Here is a 20,581-nt window from a genome sequence, read left to right on the forward strand (position 1 = left end):
TGAAAGGGGAAAAAGATTATGATGAAACATGTTTTTCAAAAAGGAAAAGATACGTCAAAACCAGTGTTGTTATTACTTCATGGTACAGGTGGTAATGAATTAGATTTATTACCACTTGCAGAAATAGTTGATCCGGAAGCATCTGTATTAAGTGTTAGGGGAAATGTATTAGAAAATGGCATGCCACGTTTCTTCCGTAGATTGGCAGAAGGCATTTTTGATGAAGAAGATTTGATTTTCCGTACGAAGGAATTAAATGAGTTTTTAGATGAAGCTACAAAAACATATGAATTTGATAGAAATAACATTGTAGCTATCGGTTATTCAAATGGAGCAAACATTGCTGCAAGCTTATTATTCCATTACGAAAATGCATTAAAAGGCGCTGTGCTCCATCACCCAATGGTGCCTAGAAGAGGAACACAATTACCTAATTTAGCAGGGAAATCCGTGTTTATTGCTGCTGGGACAAATGATCCGATTTGTTCATCAGCAGAGTCAGAGGAATTGAAGGCATTATTAGAAAGTGCAACTGCAAACGTAACAATGCACTGGGAAAATAGAGGGCATCAATTAACAATGGGTGAAGTAGAAAAAGCGAAAGAATGGTATGACAAAGCATTTTAAAAAAGAAGCATCTGCTAACAATTAGCAGATGCTTCTTTTATTATTTACGACTGAATCGCAAGATGAGATGAAGAAAGTGGCAATTGAATATCAACGATTGTACCTTGATTTAATTCGCTTGAAATGTGTAATTTACCATGATGTTCCTCAATTATTTTGTAACACATCATTAATCCTAGTCCAGTTCCTTTTTCTTTTAAACTATAAAACGGTTCGCCTAGACGAGAGATACGATCTTCTGGGATACCGCAACCTTCATCAATAATCCGTATTAAAATGAAAGCATCATCAAATGGTTTTGTTTGGATGTAAATATTTCCGCCATTTGGCATTGCTTCTATCGCATTTTTTAATATGTTTATAAAAACTTGTTTTAATTGGTTACCATCACACTGAATATCATGTTTGTAATCAAAATGATCCATAATGATATGGACACTATGCATAATAGCAGTTGGTAAAATAAATGTAACTACTTCTTCAATTAAAGTTTGTATGTTACAAGTTTGGATAGATAATACTTGTGGTTTAGACATCGCCATAAATTGACTTGTAATAGATTCCATCTGTGAAATCTCACTTAACATAACATCGATATACCATTTCTGCTCCTCATTGATTTCAGGGAGTAGCAATGTTAGAAAACCTTTTAGAGAAGTAAGTGGATTTCGAATTTCATGGGCAATTCCAGCTGTCAGTTGTCCGACTACTGCGAGCTTTTCTGATTTTCGTAATAACTTTTCTGTTTCTTTAAGTTCGGTAACGTCTCTACCCATTACGATAAGACCTTTACGCGAGCCGTCAGGATGATAGAGAGGAACTTTCGATATACTTAAGATTAAGTCGAAATCATCTCTATGAATAATAAATTCCTCACCATGAAGAATTTGTCTTTGTTGCCACGCTAGTTCATCAACTTCTTCACAATGTAAAAAAGCTTCTCGGTACGCTTCATTATATTGAATGAGTTCACTATCTTTTTTCCCGTGGTAAGGTACATGGTGGAAATTGAAGCAAGAAAGTGCGTAGTCATTTGCTTCAAGCCAGCGCCCTTCATGATCCTTAAATATAACGAACGCAGGCATGGAGTTCACTAATGTACGTAATCTCTTCTCGCTTTCTTTTAGCATGTTCTCAATTCTTTCTGATTTTTCAAGAGGCTTCATAATGGCATATACGCCAGTTAGACGATTTTGGACAAATATAGGAACTAGTTTAGTCACGACGTCTAATAAGAATCCATTTTTATGATAAATAGCTAACATATACTCTTGTTGATTATCCGCTTTAGTATTCTTTATATTTTGTAATACTTGCTCAGAAATATGAGCTTCTAAAATAGAGGTAATATTTTTCTGTTCTAATTCTAAAGAAGTGTAACCTAATATTCTTTCGACAGAAGGGTTCGTATGTAGAATAACTCCCTCTAAGTTCAATGAAATAATACTATCAGGATTGTGCTCGAACAGAGATGCGTACATTTCTGCTGAAGAACGATCTTGTATATGGTTTCGCAAACGTCCAGAAATGTTCAGATGACGTTTTCTTTGAAATGATGAATATTTTTTACGACTCATAATAGTTCCTCCGTACAAATAGCATCTAAAAAGATTTGTCTATTCATAACTATAATATAGATGCAATGTATATTTCTATAAAAAATGGAAGTTATATAATAAATTTTGTTTTCTTTATTTTGGAAAAGTACGTATAGGGTGGTAATAAGGGGAGCTTATATTGTTTTATAAAGCATTTGTAAGTTACAGGAGTAGGTTTTCCTTATAATATTAGGATAGAAGAGGGGGAGAGAAAATGAGAAATTATATTCAAGGTATTGATCATGTACAAGTAGCTGCGCCTGTAGGGTGTGAAGAAGAAGCACGAGATTTTTATAGTAATAAAATTGGTATGGAGGAAATCCCGAAGCCAGAGGAATTAAAGAAGCGCGGTGGCTGTTGGTTTAAGTGTGGAAATCAAGAGATTCATATTGGAGTTGAGCAAAACTTCAATCCAGCTAAAAAAGCGCATCCGGCTTTTTATGTTTTAAAAATTGATGAATTTAAAGAAGAGTTAATAAAGCAAGGTATTGAAGTAATAGATGATCATGCACGACCAGATGTAATTAGATTTTATGTGTCAGATCCGTTCGGAAATCGAATTGAATTTATGGAAAATAAAAACTAGGTGGAAATCCGCCTAGTTTTTTAACCTTTTCTAAACAATCCTAATACTTCAACCGTTTCTGTAATGTTAACGAATGCATGAGGATCAATTTCAGAAATTGTTAATTTCATACTTGCTAATTCTTCACGAGAAACGACTGTCATAAGTACACGTTTCTTTTCGCTGGAATAAGCACCTTCGCCATCAAGTAATGTAATTCCACGTACAACAGTTGAAAGAAGTTGTTTTTTCATTTTTTCTGCTTCATTTGTTACAATCATAAGTGTAACCTTCCGATGTTTCGTATGAATAGCATCGATAACTTTACCAGTTACATAAATGGAAAGTAAGCTTGTAAGAGCAACATCCCAAGTGAAGAAGAATCCTGCAATGATTACAACGACTGCATTTAAAATAATAAGGAATCCGCCAAGTTTAATGTCACGTTTGCGAGACAACAACATACCGATAATATCAAATCCACCAGTTGATCCATTACAGTTAAAAACAAGACCGATACCAGCTCCGGCAATGACACCACCAAAGATAGATGATAAAAGTGGATCTGTTGCTACGACTTTCACTGGAACATAGTATAATGCAACAGATAATACAATAACAGAGATAACAGTGTTAAAAATTACTTTTTTTCCAAGGCCTATGTATCCTAAAATAAGGATAGGTAAGTTTAATACGAAGTTAATAATACCTGTGTTTACAGGAGTTACAATCCCTAAAATAATAGCAATTCCGCCAATTCCACTACTTAAAATTTTGTGGGGGATAAGGAAAAGATTAAAGGCAATCGCAATAATAATAGAACCAATAATAACACCAAGAAATCTGACCATCTCTTTCCCGTCCTTCACTAAAAAATTCATATTATTTCAAGATTATATATGATATTGAAAGTTTTGGGTAAAAACAGTTTATTTCGGAAAATTAGATTAATCAAAAGAATTCGAGTATTTTATCATTTGAAAGGGGATACAGTTGTGAAGATAAAAACATATCAACAGAAAAGCCCGTTGAAGCAAGAATGTGAGGATTCTTATTTTTGTAATGAAGAAAAAAAGATTTATGGTGTATGTGATGGGGCAACACCACTCGTCCCGTTTCATGATGAAAAGGGACATAATGGAGCATACATCGCTTCACATTTATTTGCAAGTTATTTTAATTCATTCCGCGAAAATCATAGTTTACCAGTTGCAGTTGCAAAAGCAAATGAAGCATTGCAAAGCAAAATGTTAGAATATGAAGTAGACACGAGAAAGAAAGAGCATTTGTGGTGTACATGTATTGCGGCCGTTCAAATAGATGGTGAGAAAATTGAATATGCGCAGTTAGGGGACTGTATGATTGTCGCAATACTTCAAAATGGACCGATGCAAGTATTAACGAAAGACACAGTCGAAGGAATTAGTAAACGAGCAAAAAAGAAGAGAGAAGAAGATCGTAAAAAAGGGTTATCTGTACCAGAAGAACATGTTTTTCAAGATGTGAAAGAACAGTTAAAATACAATCGTTATCTTGCAAATATGCAGGATGGATATTCCGTTGCAAATGGAATGAAAGAAGCGATACATTATTTACAACATGGGGAATTACATATAGATGAAGTGAGCGGGATTTTTATTTGTTCAGACGGGTTATTCCACCCAGATTGGCCACTCGAACAAACTGTTGCATATATAAGAAAGAATAGTATAAATGAATATGTAGCAATTATTGAAGAGCTAGAAGGGGAAAAGAGAATAAGACCAGATGATAAAACAATGATGATTATTGAATTGTAAGGGAGGACGCTCAAATGGAAATTAAATGTGTTAATTTAACATTTCAAGATGAATTAGTTCCTTTAGAGAAAATAAATAAACTAATTATCCACCACACATCCGAAGATGGATGGGATGTGTATAAAACACATGAATTTCATCAAAAAGTAAGAGGATGGAGCGGGATCGGTTACAACTATTTTATTGAAGAAGACGGAACTGTAGTTGAAGGACGAGGTTTACATATTGGAGCACATGCGAAAGATAATAATAGAGATACAATTGGAATATGCATGACGGGTAATTTTGATAAATATGATCCAACTATTGCACAAATGAATGCATTATATTTTTTATGTAAAATGTTTATGAGGCAGTTTGCAATAAAGAAAGAAAATATACTAGGTCATAGGGAGCTAGAAGGAGTTACAAAAAGTTGCCCTGGCAGTCGATTTTCTATGGTAGAGTTAAGAAACGAACTATCTTAAATATAGAGGAGTAAGAAATGATGATGAATATAAAAATACCAAATGATAAAAAAGAAGAGCTTGTAGCACAAATTCAGCAATTTTTCGTTGAAGAAGATTTAGATGAAATTGGGCGTTTCCAAGCAGAGCGTTTAATTGAAGAAATGATTAAATTAGTAGGACCATTTGCATACAATCAAGCAATAGGAGACGCTAGAAAGCTTGTAACAGAGAAACTATCTAATATTGAAGAAGATTTGTATGTGTTAGAGAAGAATGAAGGAAAATAAAAAAAGAGCCGAGGGGCTCTTTTTTTATTTGATTGATAACAAAAAAACATGGAGAAAACACGGAAAGGACATTGAAAATACACCTTTTATTTTTAGAATATTCTTAGTTTTAAAATACTTCAGAAAGGAAGAGTGTAATGAGATTAACGCCAAGAGAAATTGATAAATTGCTAGTAGTTGTTGCGGCTGACTTAGCTTATCGAAGAAAGGAGAGGGGGCTTAAGTTAAACTATCCAGAGAGTATCGCTATTATTACGTATGAAATTTTAGAAGGGGCAAGAGACGGTAAAAATGTAGCGGAACTAATGGAACTTGGGAAAAATATTTTAAGTACTGAAGATGTTATGGATGGCATTGCAGACATGATATCAGATATTCAAGTTGAGGCAACTTTTCCTGATGGGACAAAATTAGTGACTATTCATCAACCAATTCATTAAAGGAAGTGGATGTTATGATTCCAGGGCAATATATCCTTGCGAAAAAAGACATAGTATGTAATGGAGATAAAAAGGCAACGAAAGTTAAAGTGTTAAATCGGGGAGATAGACCTATTCAAATTGGATCTCATTACCACTTTTATGAAGTGAATGAAGCGTTAAAATTCAATCGTAGTGTAGCAATTGGGCAACATTTAAATATTCCAGCAGGTACAGCGGTGAGATTTGAGCCTGGAGATGAAAAAACGATTGAATTAGTTCCATATTCAGGGGAACAAAAAGTATATGGATTTAAAAATAAAGTGGATGGCGATATTCAATCTTACACAAAAAGAGGGAGATAGCATGAGTTTTAAGATGTCACGTAAACAATATGCTGATTTATATGGTCCAACTACAGGAGATTCTATTCGTTTAGCGGATACACAATTATTCGCACACATTGATCGAAATTCTACTGTATATGGTGATGAAGCTGTCTTTGGGGGAGGGAAATCAATTAGGGATGGTATGGGACAAAATTCACAACTTACAAGAGAACAGGGGGTTGTGGATGTTGTTATTACCAATGCGATTATTATTGATTATACGGGAGTATATAAAGCGGATATTGGTATAAAAGACGGAAAGATTTCAGCAATTGGTAAGAGTGGTAATCCTTCAGTTATGGATAACATTGATATCATCATTGGGACATCAACGGAAGTAATTTCTGGTGAGCGAAAAATCGTTACAGCTGGAGGTATTGATACACATGTGCATTTCATATCTCCACAACAAATTGATACAGCATTAGCTTCAGGTATAACAACTTTAATTGGTGGGGGAACGGGACCGGCAGAGGGGACTAAGGCAACCACAATAACACCTGGATCTTGGAATTTAAGAAAAATGCTAGAAGCAGCAGAAGCTTTTCCTATAAACCTTGGGTTCTTAGGGAAAGGAAATAGTTCAAGTCTACCTGCCCTGGAAGAACAAATTTTTGCGGGGGCTATCGGATTAAAAATTCATGAAGATTGGGGAGCGACTTCTTCAGCAATTAATCACTCGTTACAGATTGCTGATAAATATGATATTCAAGTCGCTATTCATACTGATACGTTAAATGAATGTGGTTTTGTGGAAGAAACGATAAAAGCTATTGATAATCGTGTTATTCATACGTACCACACTGAAGGGGCTGGAGGTGGGCATGCACCAGATATTATAAAGATTGCTGCACTGAATAATATTTTACCATCTTCAACGAACCCGACCTTGCCATATACAGTGAATACGCTGGATGAACATTTAGATATGCTCATGGTATGTCATCATTTAAAAGCGAATATTCCAGAAGATGTAATGTTTGCAGATTCAAGAATTAGAAAAGAAACAATTGCGGCAGAGGATATTTTGCAAGATTTAGGGGTTTTCAGCATGATTAGCTCTGACTCACAGGCGATGGGAAGGATTGGAGAAGTTATTATTCGCAATTGGCAAACCGCCGATAAAATGAAAAAGCAGATTGGTAGTTTAGAGGGAGATAAAGAATATAACGATAATAATAGAATTCAACGCTATATAGCGAAGTATACAATTAATCCAGCTATTACACATGGGATTTCAGAATATGTTGGCTCTATTGAAGTAGGGAAGTATGCCGACCTTGTAATATGGGATCCACAATTTTTCGGTGTTAAGCCAGATATGGTTTTGAAAAACGGGATGGTAGTGATGGCATTAATGGGAGACGAGAATGCTTCGATTCCTACACCACAACCATATTATGAAAAAAAGATGTTTGGTGCATATGGAAAAGCAGTACAGTCAAGTTCAATTACATTTGTATCGAAAGTAGCTTATGAGAATAATATTAAAGAAAAATTAGGTTTAAATAAAGTTGTATTACCTGTTAAAAATACGAGAGAGATTTCGAAGCAAGATATGAAGTTAAATAATGCAACGCCAGAAATTGAAGTAGATCCGCAGACATATGAAGTTAAAGTTGATGGACAAGTAATTACGTGTGAAGCAGTAGATGTACTACCTATGGCTCAAAGATATTTTTTATTTTGATATAACGGGGGAGATAAAATGATTATTGAAAAAATTAATAACAACGTATGCAATATGAATGATTTCTCAAATACAAAAAAGCATCTTGATAAAATATTGATTTCTAGTGAGCTTTTACTGAAGAGGGTTCAGAAATTATATTCAGAATCTGGTTTTGAAATTGGGGTGTCTTTAGATAGTGGAGAAACATTAAAGAACGGTGATATTTTATATGAAGATGAAAATAGAATTGTATATATTGAAGTATTACCAGAAGAGGTAATTGTAATTACTCCAATATCAATAAAAGAAATGGGGATCATTGCTCATAACTTAGGGAATAGACATTTACCAGCACAATTCGATGAAGGGTGCATGATTTTGGCGAATGACTACTTAGTAGAAGATTTACTTAAAAAGGAAGGTGTTCCTTATCAAAAAGAAAATAGAGTATTACCAAAACCGTTCAAGCATGCTTCACACAAACATATTTAACCTACTACAAATTAGTGATTCGAACTTCCCAACAGGAAGTTTTAGTCACTCTTTTGGATTAGAAACGTTTATTCAAGAGGGACAAGTTTCAAATAAAGCCGGATTTTTCAAATGGATTAATCGATATGTAAAAGTGCAATTAACATACACGGACGGCTTAATTTGCAAATATACTTACGAAGCTATTAAGAATAATGAGGGAGAACAAATTACATTTTTAGATGATTTAATAACAGCACAAACATTGCCTTTTGAATGTAGAAAAGCAAATAGAATGATTAGTAAAAGTACTTCTAAATTATTGTGTGAATTGTTTTTATTTGAAAACTTAAATATATATAAAGAAAATATTATGGGTAATAAATTACAAGGTCATCCGAGTATCGTATATGGAATATTAGGTGCGGAATTGAAAATGACAATAGAAGAAACGCTCTTAGTTTTCTTATATTCAAGTGTTGGAAATATAATTCAAAACGGTGTGAGAGCCATTCCCCTTGGACAAACAGATGGTCAAAAACTATTACAAGAATGCCATGAATTGATCTGTGAATCTATTGATAGAATTCAAATACTTTCATTAGAGGATTTTGGATTGAATGATCCTGAATTCGAAATAAATCAAATGCAACATGAAGATGTAAATGTAAGGGTCTTCATGTCATAGGGAGGAAAAATAAAATGATAAAGCCTATTAAAATTGGTATCGGTGGCCCGGTAGGTGCTGGGAAAACAATGTTAGTTGAAAAGTTAACAAAACATCTAAATACAGATTATGAAATTGCAGCAATTACAAACGATATTTATACGAAAGAAGATGCAAAGATCTTATTGAAAACAGGTGTTTTACCAGAAGATAGAATTATTGGTGTAGAGACAGGGGGGTGCCCGCATACAGCAATTCGAGAGGACGCTTCTATGAATTTTGAAGCAATTGAAGAACTCATGATTAGACATAATAATTTAGATATTATTTTTATTGAAAGTGGGGGTGATAATTTAGCTGCTACATTTAGTCCGGAACTAGTGGATTTCTCAATTTATATTATTGATGTGGCACAGGGAGAAAAGATTCCGCGTAAAGGTGGACAAGGAATGATCAAATCTGATGTATTTGTGATTAATAAAACAGATTTGGCACCTTATGTAGGGGCTGATCTTGGAGTTATGGAGCAGGATACGAAAAATTACCGACATAATAAACCATACTTTTTTACAAATTTGAAGGATGAGGAAGGTTTACAAGAATTAATAAATTGGATGCGACAAAACATTATGTTAGAAGGATTGAAAAAATGAAATCCCCTACAGGTGTTTTAAACATTGATGTGATGGAAAAGAGACATAAAACCGTACCTATTAAGGTTTATCATAAAGATGCCTTAAAAGTAACGCAGCCAATATATTTGGACGAGTATGGTAGGGCATATTACTATATTATGAATTCTGGTGGGGGCTATTTAAAAGGAGATTTCTATTCTATAAATATAAATGTTGGTAAAGATGCGAAAACATTTATAACAAGCCAATCAGCAACGAAAGTTTACAAGACTCCGAATAGTTATGCTTTGCAAGAATTGAATTTTTATATTGGTGAGAATGCTGTTATGGAATATCTACCAGACACGTTAATTATGTACAAAGATGCAGCATATAAGCAAAAGACAAATATATATATGCAAAATAATTCTACATTGATTTTATGCGATTCAGTTACGCCTGGTTGGTCGCCAAATATGGAGAAGTTCACATACCAATATTTTGATTCGCTAACAAAAATATATATGGAAAATAAACTTGTAGTATACGATCATCTATTGCTAAACCCTTTCAAGGAGTCGTTAGATCAAATGGGAATATTAAATCAATATTCCCATTATGGTACTTTCATAGTTATTAATGAGAACATTACAAATGATTTAATTGCAGCATTGAAAACATTGCTTTCTAACACTGCCAATATGAAAATTGGAATATCTTCAACACCATGTAAAGGCTTTGTTATACGCATACTTAGTCATAATACAGAGGATATGGAGTCTATATTTTTTCAGTGTCATCGTTTTGTTAGAGAAAATTGTCTGCATGAAGAATTAACATCCTATCGAAAATATTAAGTAGGAGAAGGGGATACTATGACTAATGTGGGATTATTATTTGTCGGTGCAGTTCTATTTATGAATTCACTAGCAGCTTTTAAACTCATTGATAGCAAAAGTGTAGGGTACTTTAATTTATTTGTAGGGGCACTACAAACTTTGACACCATTATATTTATTATTTACCGGAAGTCAATCCGATGTGTGGACTATCCTATCTAATGGAACTATCTTTTTATTTGGTTTTACTTATTTATATGTTGGCCTTACGAATATACTAAAACTTGATTCTTCAGGTGTAGGTTACTATTCCCTTTGGGTTGCTATCATTGCAACGGTTATGGGAATAGTGAATCAATTACATGAGAGTGGAAGCCTACAAAGTACAATAATTTGGTTCTTTTGGGCATTCCTTTGGTTTTTATTTTTCCTGCAAGATGGGTTGAAAAAGAAGATTCATATTTATGTAGGAATTGTTTGCTTCGTTGAATCCTGGATTACTGCAACAGTACCAGCTCTGTTAACACTTACAAATCATACAGACGTGTTAAATAATTTTGTGATTGTTTTAGCAACTATTATAACGATTTTAATTTTTATTATGGCGCTTTTCTTCTTCAAGAGTATTCAATTTAAAGTAGAAAGGGTTAGTAACTATGTGGAAAAGTGAACTGAAAAAAGCAACTAACTTTTTTGTTATTATTATATTTCTTCATGTGCTTGGAATTCTCTTATTATTACCTGCATTGTATAAAGGAAATAGCATAATCGGAATGGCTATTATTGCATATTCTTTAGGATTGCGTCATGCGTTTGATAGTGATCATATTGTCGCAATTGATAATACTGTCCGGAAATTAATTGAAAAAGGTAAAAACTCACAGGGGGTGGGATTTTACTTCTCATTAGGACACTCTACAGTAGTATTTGTGATGATTGTATTAATTGCTTTAATTGGAAAAACGGCAAAACATGGAATGGAGAGTTTTTCAACTATAGGCGGTATTATCGGTACAATTGTTTCTAGTACATTCCTTATTATTATTGGTCTTACCAATCTGTTGTACCTTATTAAAGTGTTACGAAGCCAAGAGGACAAACAGCCAGAAAACTTAGGATTTATATACCGTTTCACGCAGCGCTTATTTACGTTTATTGATAGTCAGAAGCAATTGTATATGATCGGTTTTTTATTTGGGCTTGGTTTTGATACAGCAAGTGAAATTGGATTAATTGCTCTTTCTACAGTAACTGCAACAAGTCAATCTATTCCACTTGTAAGTATATTTGCTTTTCCTATCTTGTTTGCTGCAGGAATGTCATTGATGGATACATTAGATAGTACATTCATGAATACGAATTATAAGTGGGCAATGGAAAATAGTCGAATAAGAAATTCATATAATGTATTAATTACCTCAATATCTGTTATAACGGCTTTTTTAATAGGCGGTTATCAACTATTATCTATGCTTATTGAAAGCTATAATTTACAGGGACCGTTTTGGAATCTCATACAGGTAGTTAATTTTGATTATTTGGGTATATGTCTTGTTATATTCTTTATTATTTCTCTTATTGTTTTTGCTGTGTGGAATAGAAATGCTTTTAAAGAATCACTTACAAAGAGTATAGAGAAATAAAAATATATCGTATAATATTTAGTAACTTATGTATATAAAGTGAAATGAAAACACGTTAGATGAAAATGCATCTAACGTGTTTTTTATTATTTATGTTCCTTATATTCATTAACTTTCTCTTTTACATTACCGACAGTATCTTTAGCAGTGCCTTTCACTTTATCCCATTTTCCTTCAGCTTGTAATTTTTTATTGTCAGTTATTTTCCCAACAACTTCTTTTACTTCGCCTTTTACTTTATCAATAGCACCTTCTACTTTTTCTTTTAAACCATGATCATGCTTAGTCATACACTTCTCCTCCTTGTAGTTTGATTAGAATTCACTTTTCATATTGCAAGTTGAATGATGTATCTAGTAATATCGTAACAAATCTAGTTTGAATATTCAAATGATTAATGGGATAGAAAAGGAATTGTCATAGAATGTATAAGATTGTAATGCAAGAAGAAGGAATGTTAATTATATTTCTTTTGTAGTCCATATTGATTTTGTATAAGCAATTTTCATATGGGCACGTTCCATATTATTTTGACTGCTGCTACCGAACCTTGCTTGTCCAACTATTAAATTACAATTGGATTCAATAGCTGTTTCAATTCGTTTTTGAATTAATGCAGTATGACAGCCTTTACGTTGAAATTCTGGCAAAGTAGCAGATGCAGCTAATGAAGCAACACTGTTATTTATATAGAGAACCCCTATACTAGCAGGAGTGTTTTGAAATTCGGCTATGAAAAAATGCCAGCCGGGTTTATTGTAGAGAATTTCGTTATTTTGATGGACGCCATCTTTTGTAAAGGATGGCATGTTAAATCCACGTACATATATGTCTGCAAAAATATGAAATTCATTTTCTTTCAGTGGACGTACTGAAATGTTAGAAGGAAGCAGGGATGGATCTTCTCTCAGTATACTATATAAAGCGGTATGGAAGCTGGATTGGTAAAATCCTTTTTGAGATAAGTATTGAAATAATTCAGCTGTACCTTGAGCGGGTGTAATTTCAAACCGACATGGGATTTGTAGCGATTGATAATAAGAGATGATTTCATCTATCTTATCTGTATTTGTAAATGTAGTACCTTTTACGGTGTTAAAAGTCGGACCAGCAATTACTTTTGATGAAAAGGCAGTGGCGTTCCCGAATTTTTTTATTTGTATTTGCATTGGATTTTTAGCTAACGCTTGTAATGCTTTTAGTCTAGAAGAGAGCATATGTATTTCTGCGTTTTCTATTTCTTGTGCTGTATTGAGCGTCATAATTGTACTCATAAAATTCCTCCGTTAATTAATATATTTCATAGTACATATACGATGTTTGTTCTGAGATTCCTGTTGAAATGTAAGAGAATAAGAGGTTTTTTGGAAGGGAAATGGAAGTGAATTGTCGAAGGGAGTGAAAACAGATTAAAGGTGGTGCTCTCATGAAACAGAAAGACGTGCAGACATGCTCTAATTGTGGTTCTCAAAACATAGGGGAAGGTGAGTTTGTCGGATATGCACAAATACGGAAAAAGGAGACGATGTTCACATCTTCACCAGTAGATGCTTATATTTGTACAGATTGCGGGAATATCCTTTTATTAAAAGTACGACATTATGAAAAGTTTAAGCAGAAGCCGTTATGATCATTGAGAAGTGTTTTTATTATGGAAGTTAATGGGAGTAATATTTTACATATATATGAATATGCCTTATATAAGGAGATAACAACATATACTGTCGCTATATGACATACAAAAATGTATAGAAGAAATTGTGAATCAATATAAGGAAGAAAAATAGTCCTCTTGGAATACTTTATATCGAAAACTCCTTTAAATAAATAAGGGAGTTTTTATAATTTTATAACAAAAATTACCTTTAATCGTTATAATTGATTATTGAGATAAAGTGTTTTTATTCGCACCATAATCATAAAAGAAAACTAGCTAAATCGTATACAAAACTGCTATTTAACACAATCGCAACCGTAAGTTGACAAAGTGCAACCGCAGGAAGATAGAGATAAGGGTAATGTTTACATACAATTTAGGTAAGAAAACAAAGGGGGACACACATATGGGATTTGGTGAAAAGCTTTTTAAATTAAGAAAGGAAAAGGGCCTTTCTCAAGAAGCATTAGCTGAAAAATTAAACACAACAAGGCAAGCGGTTAGTAAATGGGAAAACGGTCAAGGTTTTCCTGAAACTGAAAAGTTAATAATGATTGGAAATGTTTTTGAAGTATCACTAGACTATTTATTAAAAGAAACTGCAGAGCAAAGTAATGAAAATGTGGAGGGTTATTATGTAAGTCAGGAAATGGCAGAAGGGTATATAGTGTATGGGCAAAAAATTTCTAAATATATTGCGTTAGGATTTAGTTTGCTCATTTTATCTACAATACCGTATTTATTATTTAAAGAAAATGCAACAATGTCCACATTCCTTGTCATTATCATTGCTGTCCTTGGAATTGGATCAATGATGGTACCTGCAACAATAGAAGAGAGTCGATACAATGTATTGAACAAGGAAGAACTACTATTTGATCAAAACTTTCTAAAAGAATTGACAAAAAGATATGCGATTATTAAGAAGAAGTATGCTGCAGTGATGATTGTTGGATTTTGTTTTATAGCCGCAGGCGCAATACCTTTTTTGTTTGAGGAAAAACATATCACTTCAGGAGAATTAGTGCAGTATTATCCGTACTGTGTTGTACTTATTGCAATTGGAGTCTATCTTTTTGTTCGTGTTGTAGGAGTGTGGGAGATATATCGAATTTTAGTAGAAAATAAGGAATACAGTAATCGTTTTATTTTTAAAATGAAAAAGAAAGTAAGGAAAAAGGTAGATAGTTTATAAAAAATAAAAAACATGTTTCGAATCAATGTATTCAAAACATGTTTTTTATCGTTCTGAATTATTTCCAAAGAAATAATTCAGAAAATACAGAAAAATGTCGTAATTATTTACAGAAGTCTGTTATAATAAACGAAAAATGAAAACGTTTTAAAGGGGGATATAACCATATGATGATGAATGTACCGCTAACAATTAGTTCTATGATGGAAAGAGCAGAAAAACTGTTTTCAAAGAAAGAAATTGTTTCACGGACACATGATACAGTTACGACGTTAACGTATAAGCAGTTGGGTGAAAGGACGAGAAGACTTTCCAGTTCTTTAAAAAAATTAGGAATTAAAGAAGGCGAGCGTATAGGAACGTTAGCGTGGAATCATCATCGACATGTGGAAGCATATTTTGCTATCCCTGGTATTGCTTCTGTTTTGCACACAATTAATATTCGTTTATCTCCTCAACATATTTCATACATTATTCAGCACGCAGAAGATCGTATTCTACTTATAGATGAAGATCTCGTACCACTCGTTGAAAATATTCAATCACAATTATCAACTGTACAAGCCTACATTATTATGACTGATAAAGATGAACTTCCCAATACTACGCTAGAACCTGTATATCATTATGAAAAGCTATTAGAAGAAGGCGATCCAACTTTTCAATTTGTAAAAGATATTGATGAAAATACACCTGCTGGTATGTGTTATACGTCAGCGACTACAGGAAACCCAAAAGGTGTTGTATATACGCATCGTAGTACTGTATTGCATTGTATGGCACTCGGCTTAGCTGATACAGCTGCTTTATCGGAAAGTGATGCGGCGATGGCAATTGTACCGATGTTCCATGTGAACGCTTGGGGACTTCCTTTCGCTGCTACTTGGTTTGGAACTAAACAAGTTCTGCCAGGACCAATGTTTACGCCAAAAATTTTATTAGAGATGATTCAAGCTGAAAAAGTAACGATAGCAGCAGGTGTGCCGACAATTTGGCTCGGTGTATTACAAGAATTAGAAAATAATAGTTACGATTTATCTAGTATAACGAGAATATTATGCGGTGGTGCTGCTGCACCGAAAAGCGTTATTAAAGCATTTGAACAAAAATATAATGTTCCTTTCGTACATGCATATGGTATGACTGAAACAAGCCCACTCGTAACACTTGCACGTTTAAAAAGTTATGAAACAGAATTATCAGATGAAGAGCAATTAGAAATCCGCTCAAAACAAGGATATCTTGTCCCTGGTGTAGAGATGAAAGTAGTCGGTACAAACGGTGAAGTGAAGTGGGATGGTACTGAGATGGGAGAGTTATGTTTACGAGCACCTTGGATCGCTGAAAGCTATTATAACGATGATCGTACTGTCGAAGGATTCCGAGACGGTTGGTTATATACTGGTGATGTTGTTACAGTTGATGAGGAAGGCTGCGTGAAAATTGTTGACCGTACGAAAGATGTTATTAAAAGCGGAGGTGAGTGGATTTCTTCAGTTGACCTTGAAAATGCATTAATGGCACATGATGCTATATTTGAAGCAGCTGTCGTTGCTGTTCCTCATCCGCAGTGGCAAGAGCGACCAATTGCCTGCGTCGTTCAAAAGAAAAATAGTACAGTAACAAAAGAAGAAATATATGAGTTTTTAAAACCACAGTTTGCGAAGTGGTGGTTACCAGACGATATTGTATTTATGGAAGAAATACCGAAAACATCTGTTGGGAAGTTTTTAAAACAGGCGCTTCGGAAAGAACTTGAGCATTTGCATAAAGAGAAATAATTGAAAAAATATTTGTAAACCTATATTTAAAATAAGTTGACAAAGACTAAATAGAAAGATAATATAACTCCTATAATATGTTACCTGAAAAGTATTTTAAGTTTACAAATAGGAGAAGCAAATATGAATACAAAAAACTTAGTTTTCGTCGCTTTATTTAGTTCTATTATGGGAGTGTTAGGATTAATACCTCCGATTGCTCTTGCTATTACACCAGTTCCAATTACATTACAATCACTCGGTGTTATGCTTGCTGGTGGATTGTTAGGATCACGTCTTGGTGCGTTAAGTCAGCTTATTTTCTTACTTATAGTTGGAGTTGGAGCACCATTACTTGCTGGTGGACGCGGTGGTCCAGGCGTATTTGTTGGGCCAAGTGCAGGATATTTACTAGGTTATATCGTTGGAGCGTTTGTCATTGGTTATTTAATTGAGCGTTTACGTGAGGTTTCTATAATAAAGGTATTATGTATTAATATACTTGGTGGTATTTTCGTAGTTTATGTATTTGGTATTATTGTACAAGCTTTCGTAATGGATATTTCTATATGGCAGACGATGAAAGTAAGTTTCGTATTTTTACCAGGTGATTGCATAAAAGCGATTATAGGAGCAATTCTTGTAACGAAATTACATCGTTCATTGAAACATATTATTACGCCTGCTCTAAAGAGTGGGAAATATACAAATGCGGGATAAGAAGGAGAAGAAACACGTTCATTGCGTGTTTCTTTTTATTATTTTTTAGAGAAAGGACAACTTATATGGGAATTACAAAAGAATATAAAAAACATCTCTCTATACAATCAAATAAAATAGCGATAAAGGAAAATGATCGAATTTTAACATATAAAGAATGGTTTGAGTCAGTGTGTAAAGTAGCAAATTGGTTGAATGAAAAAGAATCGAAGAATAAAACGATAGCAATTGTATTAGAGAATAGTATAGAATTTTTACAACTATTTGCTGGTGCTGCTATGGCCGGATGGGTTTGTGTGCCATTAGATATAAGGTGGAAACAGGGTGAGCTCAAAGAAAGAATTGCAATCAGTAATCCGGATGTGATTGTGACAGAGCGATATAAGGTAAATGATCTACCTGGTGAAGAAGGAAGAGTAATAGAAATTGATGAGTGGAAAAGAAAGATAGAGCACTATCTTCCTACATACCAGCTTGTAGAAAATGTACAAAATGCGCCTTTTTATATGGGGTTTACATCAGGATCAACTGGAAAAGCAAAAGCATTTTTACGTGCACAACAATCTTGGGTTCATAGTTTTGATTGTAATGTTTATGACTTTCATATGAAAAAAGAAGATTTTATTTTAATAGCTGGGACGCTCGTTCATTCTCTTTTCTTATATGGTGCAATAAGTGCATTATATGTAGGGCAAACGGTGCATATTATGAGAAAGTTTATCCCGAATCAAGTACTGGATAAGTTAGAAACGGAACATATCTCGGTCATGTATACAGTTCCGACAATGCTAGAATCTTTATATAAAGAAAAAAGAGTAATAGAAAATGAAATGAAAATTATTTCGTCAGGAGCGAAATGGGCGGCTGATGCAAAAGAAAAAATAAAGAATATATTTCCTTATGCGCAAAAATATGAATTTTACGGTGCATCGGAACTAAGTTTTGTAACAGCACTAGTTGATGAAGAGAGCGATAGAAGGCCAAATTCGGTAGGGAAACCTTGTCACAATGTGCAAGTTCGAATATGTAATGAAGCAGGAGAAGAAGTGCAGAAAGGCGAGATAGGAACTGTCTATGTGAAAAGTGATCAGTTTTTTATGGGATACATATTGGATCAGGTTTTCGCTCCAGAGCTGACTGCAGATGGTTGGATGACAGTACGAGATGTAGGTTATGAAGATGAAGAAGGCTTTATTTATATTGTCGGCAGAGAGAAGAATATGATTTTATTTGGAGGAATTAATATTTTTCCAGAAGAAATAGAAAGTGTATTACATGAACATCCAGCTGTTGATGAAATAGTTGTAGTTGGTGTGAAAGATAGTTATTGGGGTGAAAAACCTGTCGCCATCGTAAAAGGAATTGCTACGAAGCAACAATTAAAAAGTTTTTGCTTACAACGATTATCCTCGTTTAAAATACCGAAAGAATGGCATTTTGTAGATGAAATACCGTATACAGACAGCGGGAAAATCGCTCGTATTGCAGCAAAAAATATGATTGAAAACCGGGAGAAGATATATGAATAGAGCGGTTATTGTAGAAGCGAAAAGGACGCCCATTGGTAAGAAGAATGGGATGTTAAAAGATTATGAAGTTCAGCAATTAGCAGCGCCGCTTCTTACGTTTTTAAGTAAAGGAATTGAGAGAGAGATAGACGATGTTATATTAGGGAATGTTGTTGGACCAGGAGGGAATGTTGCGAGATTATCTGCTTTAGAGGCAGGACTTGGCTATCATATTCCTGGTGTAACAATTGATCGGCAATGTGGTGCTGGATTGGAAGCGATTCGCACCGCATGTCATTTCATTCAAGGCGGGGCAGGTAATTGTTATATTGCAGGAGGAGTAGAGAGTACAAGTACATCACCTTTTCAAAATAGAGCGCGATTTTCACCAGAAACAATTGGAGATCCTAATATGGGGATAGCGGCTGAATATGTTGCAGAGCGCTATAAAATAACGCGAGAAATGCAAGACGAATACGCTTGTCTTAGTTATAAACGGACGCTGCAAGCAGTAGAAAATGGATATTTACAAGATGAAATACTTACGTGTAATGGCTCTTTTGACGAAGCTATAAAACGAGAAATGAAGTATGAAAGAATGATTAAAAGAACAACGCCTGCATTTTTACAAAATGGTACAGTAACGGCAGGTAATTCGTGCGGTGTAAATGATGGAGCATGTGCCGTTCTTGTAATGGAAGAGGGACAAGCCAGAAAACTAGGATACAAGCCTGTTCTTCGTTTCGTCCGTAGTGCTGTAGTTGGAGTGGATCCAAATCTTCCAGGGACGGGGCCGATATTTGCGGTGAACAAATTATTAAACGAAATGAATGTGAAAATAGAAGACATCGATTATTTTGAAATGAATGAGGCATTCGCCTCAAAAGTTGTAGCTTGTGCAAAGGAGTTACAAATTCCTTTCGAAAAATTAAATGTAAATGGCGGGGCAATTGCGCTCGGTCATCCGTACGGTGCATCTGGTGCTATGCTTGTAACACGTTTGTTTTATCAAGCGCAAAGAGAGTATATGAAATATGGAATTGCGACGTTAGGAATTGGTGGTGGAATAGGGTTAGCGCTATTATTTGAAAAAGTAGAAGACTAGAAAAGAACTAGTTTTCTACTTTTTGAGGAACATAAGCATTGCTACCAGGTTTTGCTTTTATTTCATTCCAAGCAGCGATAGCATCAGCTTTTGATTTTCCTTTATTATTTGGATCTTCGAAAAAGTCGCGAGTGAAACGATTGTATTCAAACTGCGCGCTGATAGTTGTTTTATAAGTAGGATCTTTTTTTCGTTCGTTTTCTTCATACCAAAACGTTATCGCGTCCTCATATGTTTTTCCAACATTCTCTTTAAAAAACTTTTGAAGAGCTACTGTAAAGCGGAAGTTTGCTCCAATTTTGTCTTTGAAAAAAGCACGAACATCTTCGCTACAGCGGTGATTGTTAGTAATAATCGTTTGAAGGGAAAGGTCCTTATAAGAGAGTGAAGCTTTACTCTCTTTTTGATCAGAGCTGTTTTTTAATATTTTACCAGTATGTAAATAATGTGAGATACGCTCGGTTATTTCAATCTTAGAGCCACTAGCTGGCAAACCATGCTCACGACAAAATGTTTGGAGTTCTGCTTTTAACCAATAATAGTTTTGGAAATCTTCAAGTGATATAGATTTTGTTAAAGTTGGACGCATGAATGTAAC

General features: G+C 34.3%; 25 protein-coding genes. 20 read left to right on the forward strand and 5 right to left on the reverse strand.

What is annotated here, in order from left to right:
- Window positions 1-18 precede the first annotated feature (18 nt).
- Window positions 19-627, forward strand: coding sequence for an alpha/beta hydrolase (locus MR115_RS14935; protein ID WP_242241813.1), 609 nt, complete (start codon window positions 19-21; stop codon window positions 625-627).
- A gap of 44 nt (window positions 628-671) precedes the next feature.
- Here the strand turns inward: MR115_RS14935 and MR115_RS14940 are convergent, their stop codons facing one another.
- Window positions 672-2,204, reverse strand: coding sequence for a BA3702 family sensor histidine kinase (locus tag MR115_RS14940; protein WP_242241814.1), 1,533 nt, complete (start codon window positions 2,202-2,204; stop codon window positions 672-674).
- Window positions 2,205-2,439: 235 nt separating this feature from the next.
- On the opposite strand from MR115_RS14940, the gene MR115_RS14945 reads away from it, so the two are divergent.
- Window positions 2,440-2,811 (forward strand): VOC family protein, encoded by a 372-nt coding sequence (locus MR115_RS14945; RefSeq protein ID WP_063262450.1) that lies wholly within the window; start codon window positions 2,440-2,442, stop codon window positions 2,809-2,811.
- A gap of 20 nt (window positions 2,812-2,831) precedes the next feature.
- Here the strand turns inward: MR115_RS14945 and MR115_RS14950 are convergent, their stop codons facing one another.
- The gene (locus MR115_RS14950; RefSeq protein WP_000251342.1) at window positions 2,832-3,641 is read right to left on the reverse strand and encodes a YitT family protein; all 810 of its coding nucleotides are present in this window, start codon (window positions 3,639-3,641) and stop codon (window positions 2,832-2,834) included.
- 126 nt (window positions 3,642-3,767) lie between these two features.
- Between MR115_RS14950 and MR115_RS14955 the strand changes: the two genes are divergently transcribed.
- The 12 genes from MR115_RS14955 to MR115_RS15010 all read left to right on the forward strand — a co-directional run bounded on the left by MR115_RS14955 (window position 3,768) and on the right by MR115_RS15010 (window position 12,038).
- Window positions 3,768-4,589, forward strand: a complete 822-nt coding sequence (locus MR115_RS14955; protein WP_242241815.1) for a protein phosphatase 2C domain-containing protein — start codon at window positions 3,768-3,770, stop codon at window positions 4,587-4,589.
- Between the two features lie 14 nt (window positions 4,590-4,603).
- Complete coding sequence (locus tag MR115_RS14960) at window positions 4,604-5,056, forward strand: peptidoglycan recognition protein family protein (RefSeq protein ID WP_061678564.1); 453 nt, start codon at window positions 4,604-4,606, stop codon at window positions 5,054-5,056.
- Between the two features lie 17 nt (window positions 5,057-5,073).
- Window positions 5,074-5,325, forward strand: a complete 252-nt coding sequence (locus MR115_RS14965; protein WP_001994665.1) for a DUF2164 domain-containing protein — start codon at window positions 5,074-5,076, stop codon at window positions 5,323-5,325.
- Between the two features lie 137 nt (window positions 5,326-5,462).
- Entirely contained in the window at window positions 5,463-5,765 is a 303-nt protein-coding gene (locus MR115_RS14970) for an urease subunit gamma (protein WP_131934772.1), read from the forward strand.
- Between the two features lie 14 nt (window positions 5,766-5,779).
- The gene (locus MR115_RS14975) at window positions 5,780-6,109 is read left to right on the forward strand and encodes an urease subunit beta (RefSeq protein WP_242241816.1); all 330 of its coding nucleotides are present in this window, start codon (window positions 5,780-5,782) and stop codon (window positions 6,107-6,109) included.
- A 1-nt stretch (window position 6,110) separates the two neighbouring features.
- Entirely contained in the window at window positions 6,111-7,823 is a 1,713-nt protein-coding gene (ureC, locus tag MR115_RS14980; RefSeq protein ID WP_242241817.1) for an urease subunit alpha, read from the forward strand.
- Window positions 7,824-7,841: 18 nt separating this feature from the next.
- Window positions 7,842-8,297, forward strand: coding sequence for an urease accessory protein UreE (locus tag MR115_RS14985; protein WP_131934775.1), 456 nt, complete (start codon window positions 7,842-7,844; stop codon window positions 8,295-8,297).
- A complete protein-coding gene (locus MR115_RS14990) occupies window positions 8,275-8,964 on the forward strand; it encodes an urease accessory protein UreF (protein WP_242241818.1) in 690 nt (229 codons plus the stop codon). The genes MR115_RS14985 and MR115_RS14990 overlap by 23 nt, the downstream gene beginning before the upstream one ends.
- A 14-nt stretch (window positions 8,965-8,978) precedes the next feature.
- Entirely contained in the window at window positions 8,979-9,596 is a 618-nt protein-coding gene (ureG, locus tag MR115_RS14995; RefSeq protein ID WP_000594925.1) for an urease accessory protein UreG, read from the forward strand.
- A complete protein-coding gene (locus MR115_RS15000; RefSeq protein ID WP_242241819.1) occupies window positions 9,593-10,414 on the forward strand; it encodes an urease accessory protein UreD in 822 nt (273 codons plus the stop codon). Before ureG ends, MR115_RS15000 begins: the two co-directional genes overlap by 4 nt.
- An 18-nt stretch (window positions 10,415-10,432) precedes the next feature.
- On the forward strand, window positions 10,433-11,065 hold the full coding sequence (locus MR115_RS15005) for an AmiS/UreI family transporter (RefSeq protein WP_242241820.1): 633 nt from the start codon (window positions 10,433-10,435) through the stop codon (window positions 11,063-11,065).
- Complete coding sequence (locus tag MR115_RS15010; protein WP_242241821.1) at window positions 11,052-12,038, forward strand: HoxN/HupN/NixA family nickel/cobalt transporter; 987 nt, start codon at window positions 11,052-11,054, stop codon at window positions 12,036-12,038. Before MR115_RS15005 ends, MR115_RS15010 begins: the two co-directional genes overlap by 14 nt.
- Before the next feature lie 86 nt (window positions 12,039-12,124).
- On the opposite strand, the gene MR115_RS15015 is transcribed toward MR115_RS15010, so the two are convergent.
- A complete protein-coding gene (locus MR115_RS15015) occupies window positions 12,125-12,328 on the reverse strand; it encodes a CsbD family protein (protein WP_242241822.1) in 204 nt (67 codons plus the stop codon).
- Window positions 12,329-12,499: 171 nt separating this feature from the next.
- The gene (locus tag MR115_RS15020) at window positions 12,500-13,312 is read right to left on the reverse strand and encodes a GNAT family N-acetyltransferase (protein WP_242241823.1); all 813 of its coding nucleotides are present in this window, start codon (window positions 13,310-13,312) and stop codon (window positions 12,500-12,502) included.
- A gap of 152 nt (window positions 13,313-13,464) precedes the next feature.
- On the opposite strand from MR115_RS15020, the gene MR115_RS15025 reads away from it, so the two are divergent.
- The 6 genes from MR115_RS15025 to MR115_RS15050 all read left to right on the forward strand — a co-directional run bounded on the left by MR115_RS15025 (window position 13,465) and on the right by MR115_RS15050 (window position 19,983).
- On the forward strand, window positions 13,465-13,668 hold the full coding sequence (locus tag MR115_RS15025; protein ID WP_000810209.1) for a hypothetical protein: 204 nt from the start codon (window positions 13,465-13,467) through the stop codon (window positions 13,666-13,668).
- A 433-nt stretch (window positions 13,669-14,101) separates the two neighbouring features.
- The gene (locus MR115_RS15030; protein WP_242241824.1) at window positions 14,102-14,890 is read left to right on the forward strand and encodes a helix-turn-helix domain-containing protein; all 789 of its coding nucleotides are present in this window, start codon (window positions 14,102-14,104) and stop codon (window positions 14,888-14,890) included.
- A gap of 167 nt (window positions 14,891-15,057) precedes the next feature.
- Window positions 15,058-16,671: a long-chain fatty acid--CoA ligase gene (locus tag MR115_RS15035; RefSeq protein ID WP_242241825.1), complete on the forward strand. Its 1,614-nt coding sequence runs from the start codon at window positions 15,058-15,060 to the stop codon at window positions 16,669-16,671.
- 123 nt (window positions 16,672-16,794) lie between these two features.
- On the forward strand, window positions 16,795-17,370 hold the full coding sequence (locus tag MR115_RS15040) for a biotin transporter BioY (RefSeq protein WP_242241826.1): 576 nt from the start codon (window positions 16,795-16,797) through the stop codon (window positions 17,368-17,370).
- Between the two features lie 65 nt (window positions 17,371-17,435).
- Window positions 17,436-18,899: an acyl-CoA synthetase gene (locus tag MR115_RS15045; RefSeq protein ID WP_242241827.1), complete on the forward strand. Its 1,464-nt coding sequence runs from the start codon at window positions 17,436-17,438 to the stop codon at window positions 18,897-18,899.
- Window positions 18,892-19,983 carry an acetyl-CoA C-acyltransferase gene (locus MR115_RS15050; RefSeq protein WP_242241828.1) on the forward strand — a complete coding sequence of 364 codons (1,092 nt, stop codon included), beginning with the start codon at window positions 18,892-18,894 and terminating at the stop codon, window positions 19,981-19,983. The genes MR115_RS15045 and MR115_RS15050 overlap by 8 nt, the downstream gene beginning before the upstream one ends.
- Before the next feature lie 7 nt (window positions 19,984-19,990).
- Here MR115_RS15050 and MR115_RS15055 read toward each other — a convergent pair whose 3' ends face one another.
- Complete coding sequence (locus tag MR115_RS15055; RefSeq protein WP_242241829.1) at window positions 19,991-20,572, reverse strand: DUF6434 domain-containing protein; 582 nt, start codon at window positions 20,570-20,572, stop codon at window positions 19,991-19,993.
- Window positions 20,573-20,581 lie beyond the last annotated feature (9 nt).

Origin of the sequence: Bacillus cereus group sp. BfR-BA-01309, from assembly GCF_022664315.1 — a bacterium.
Classification (GTDB): Bacteria; Bacillota; Bacilli; order Bacillales; family Bacillaceae_G; genus Bacillus_A; species Bacillus_A mobilis.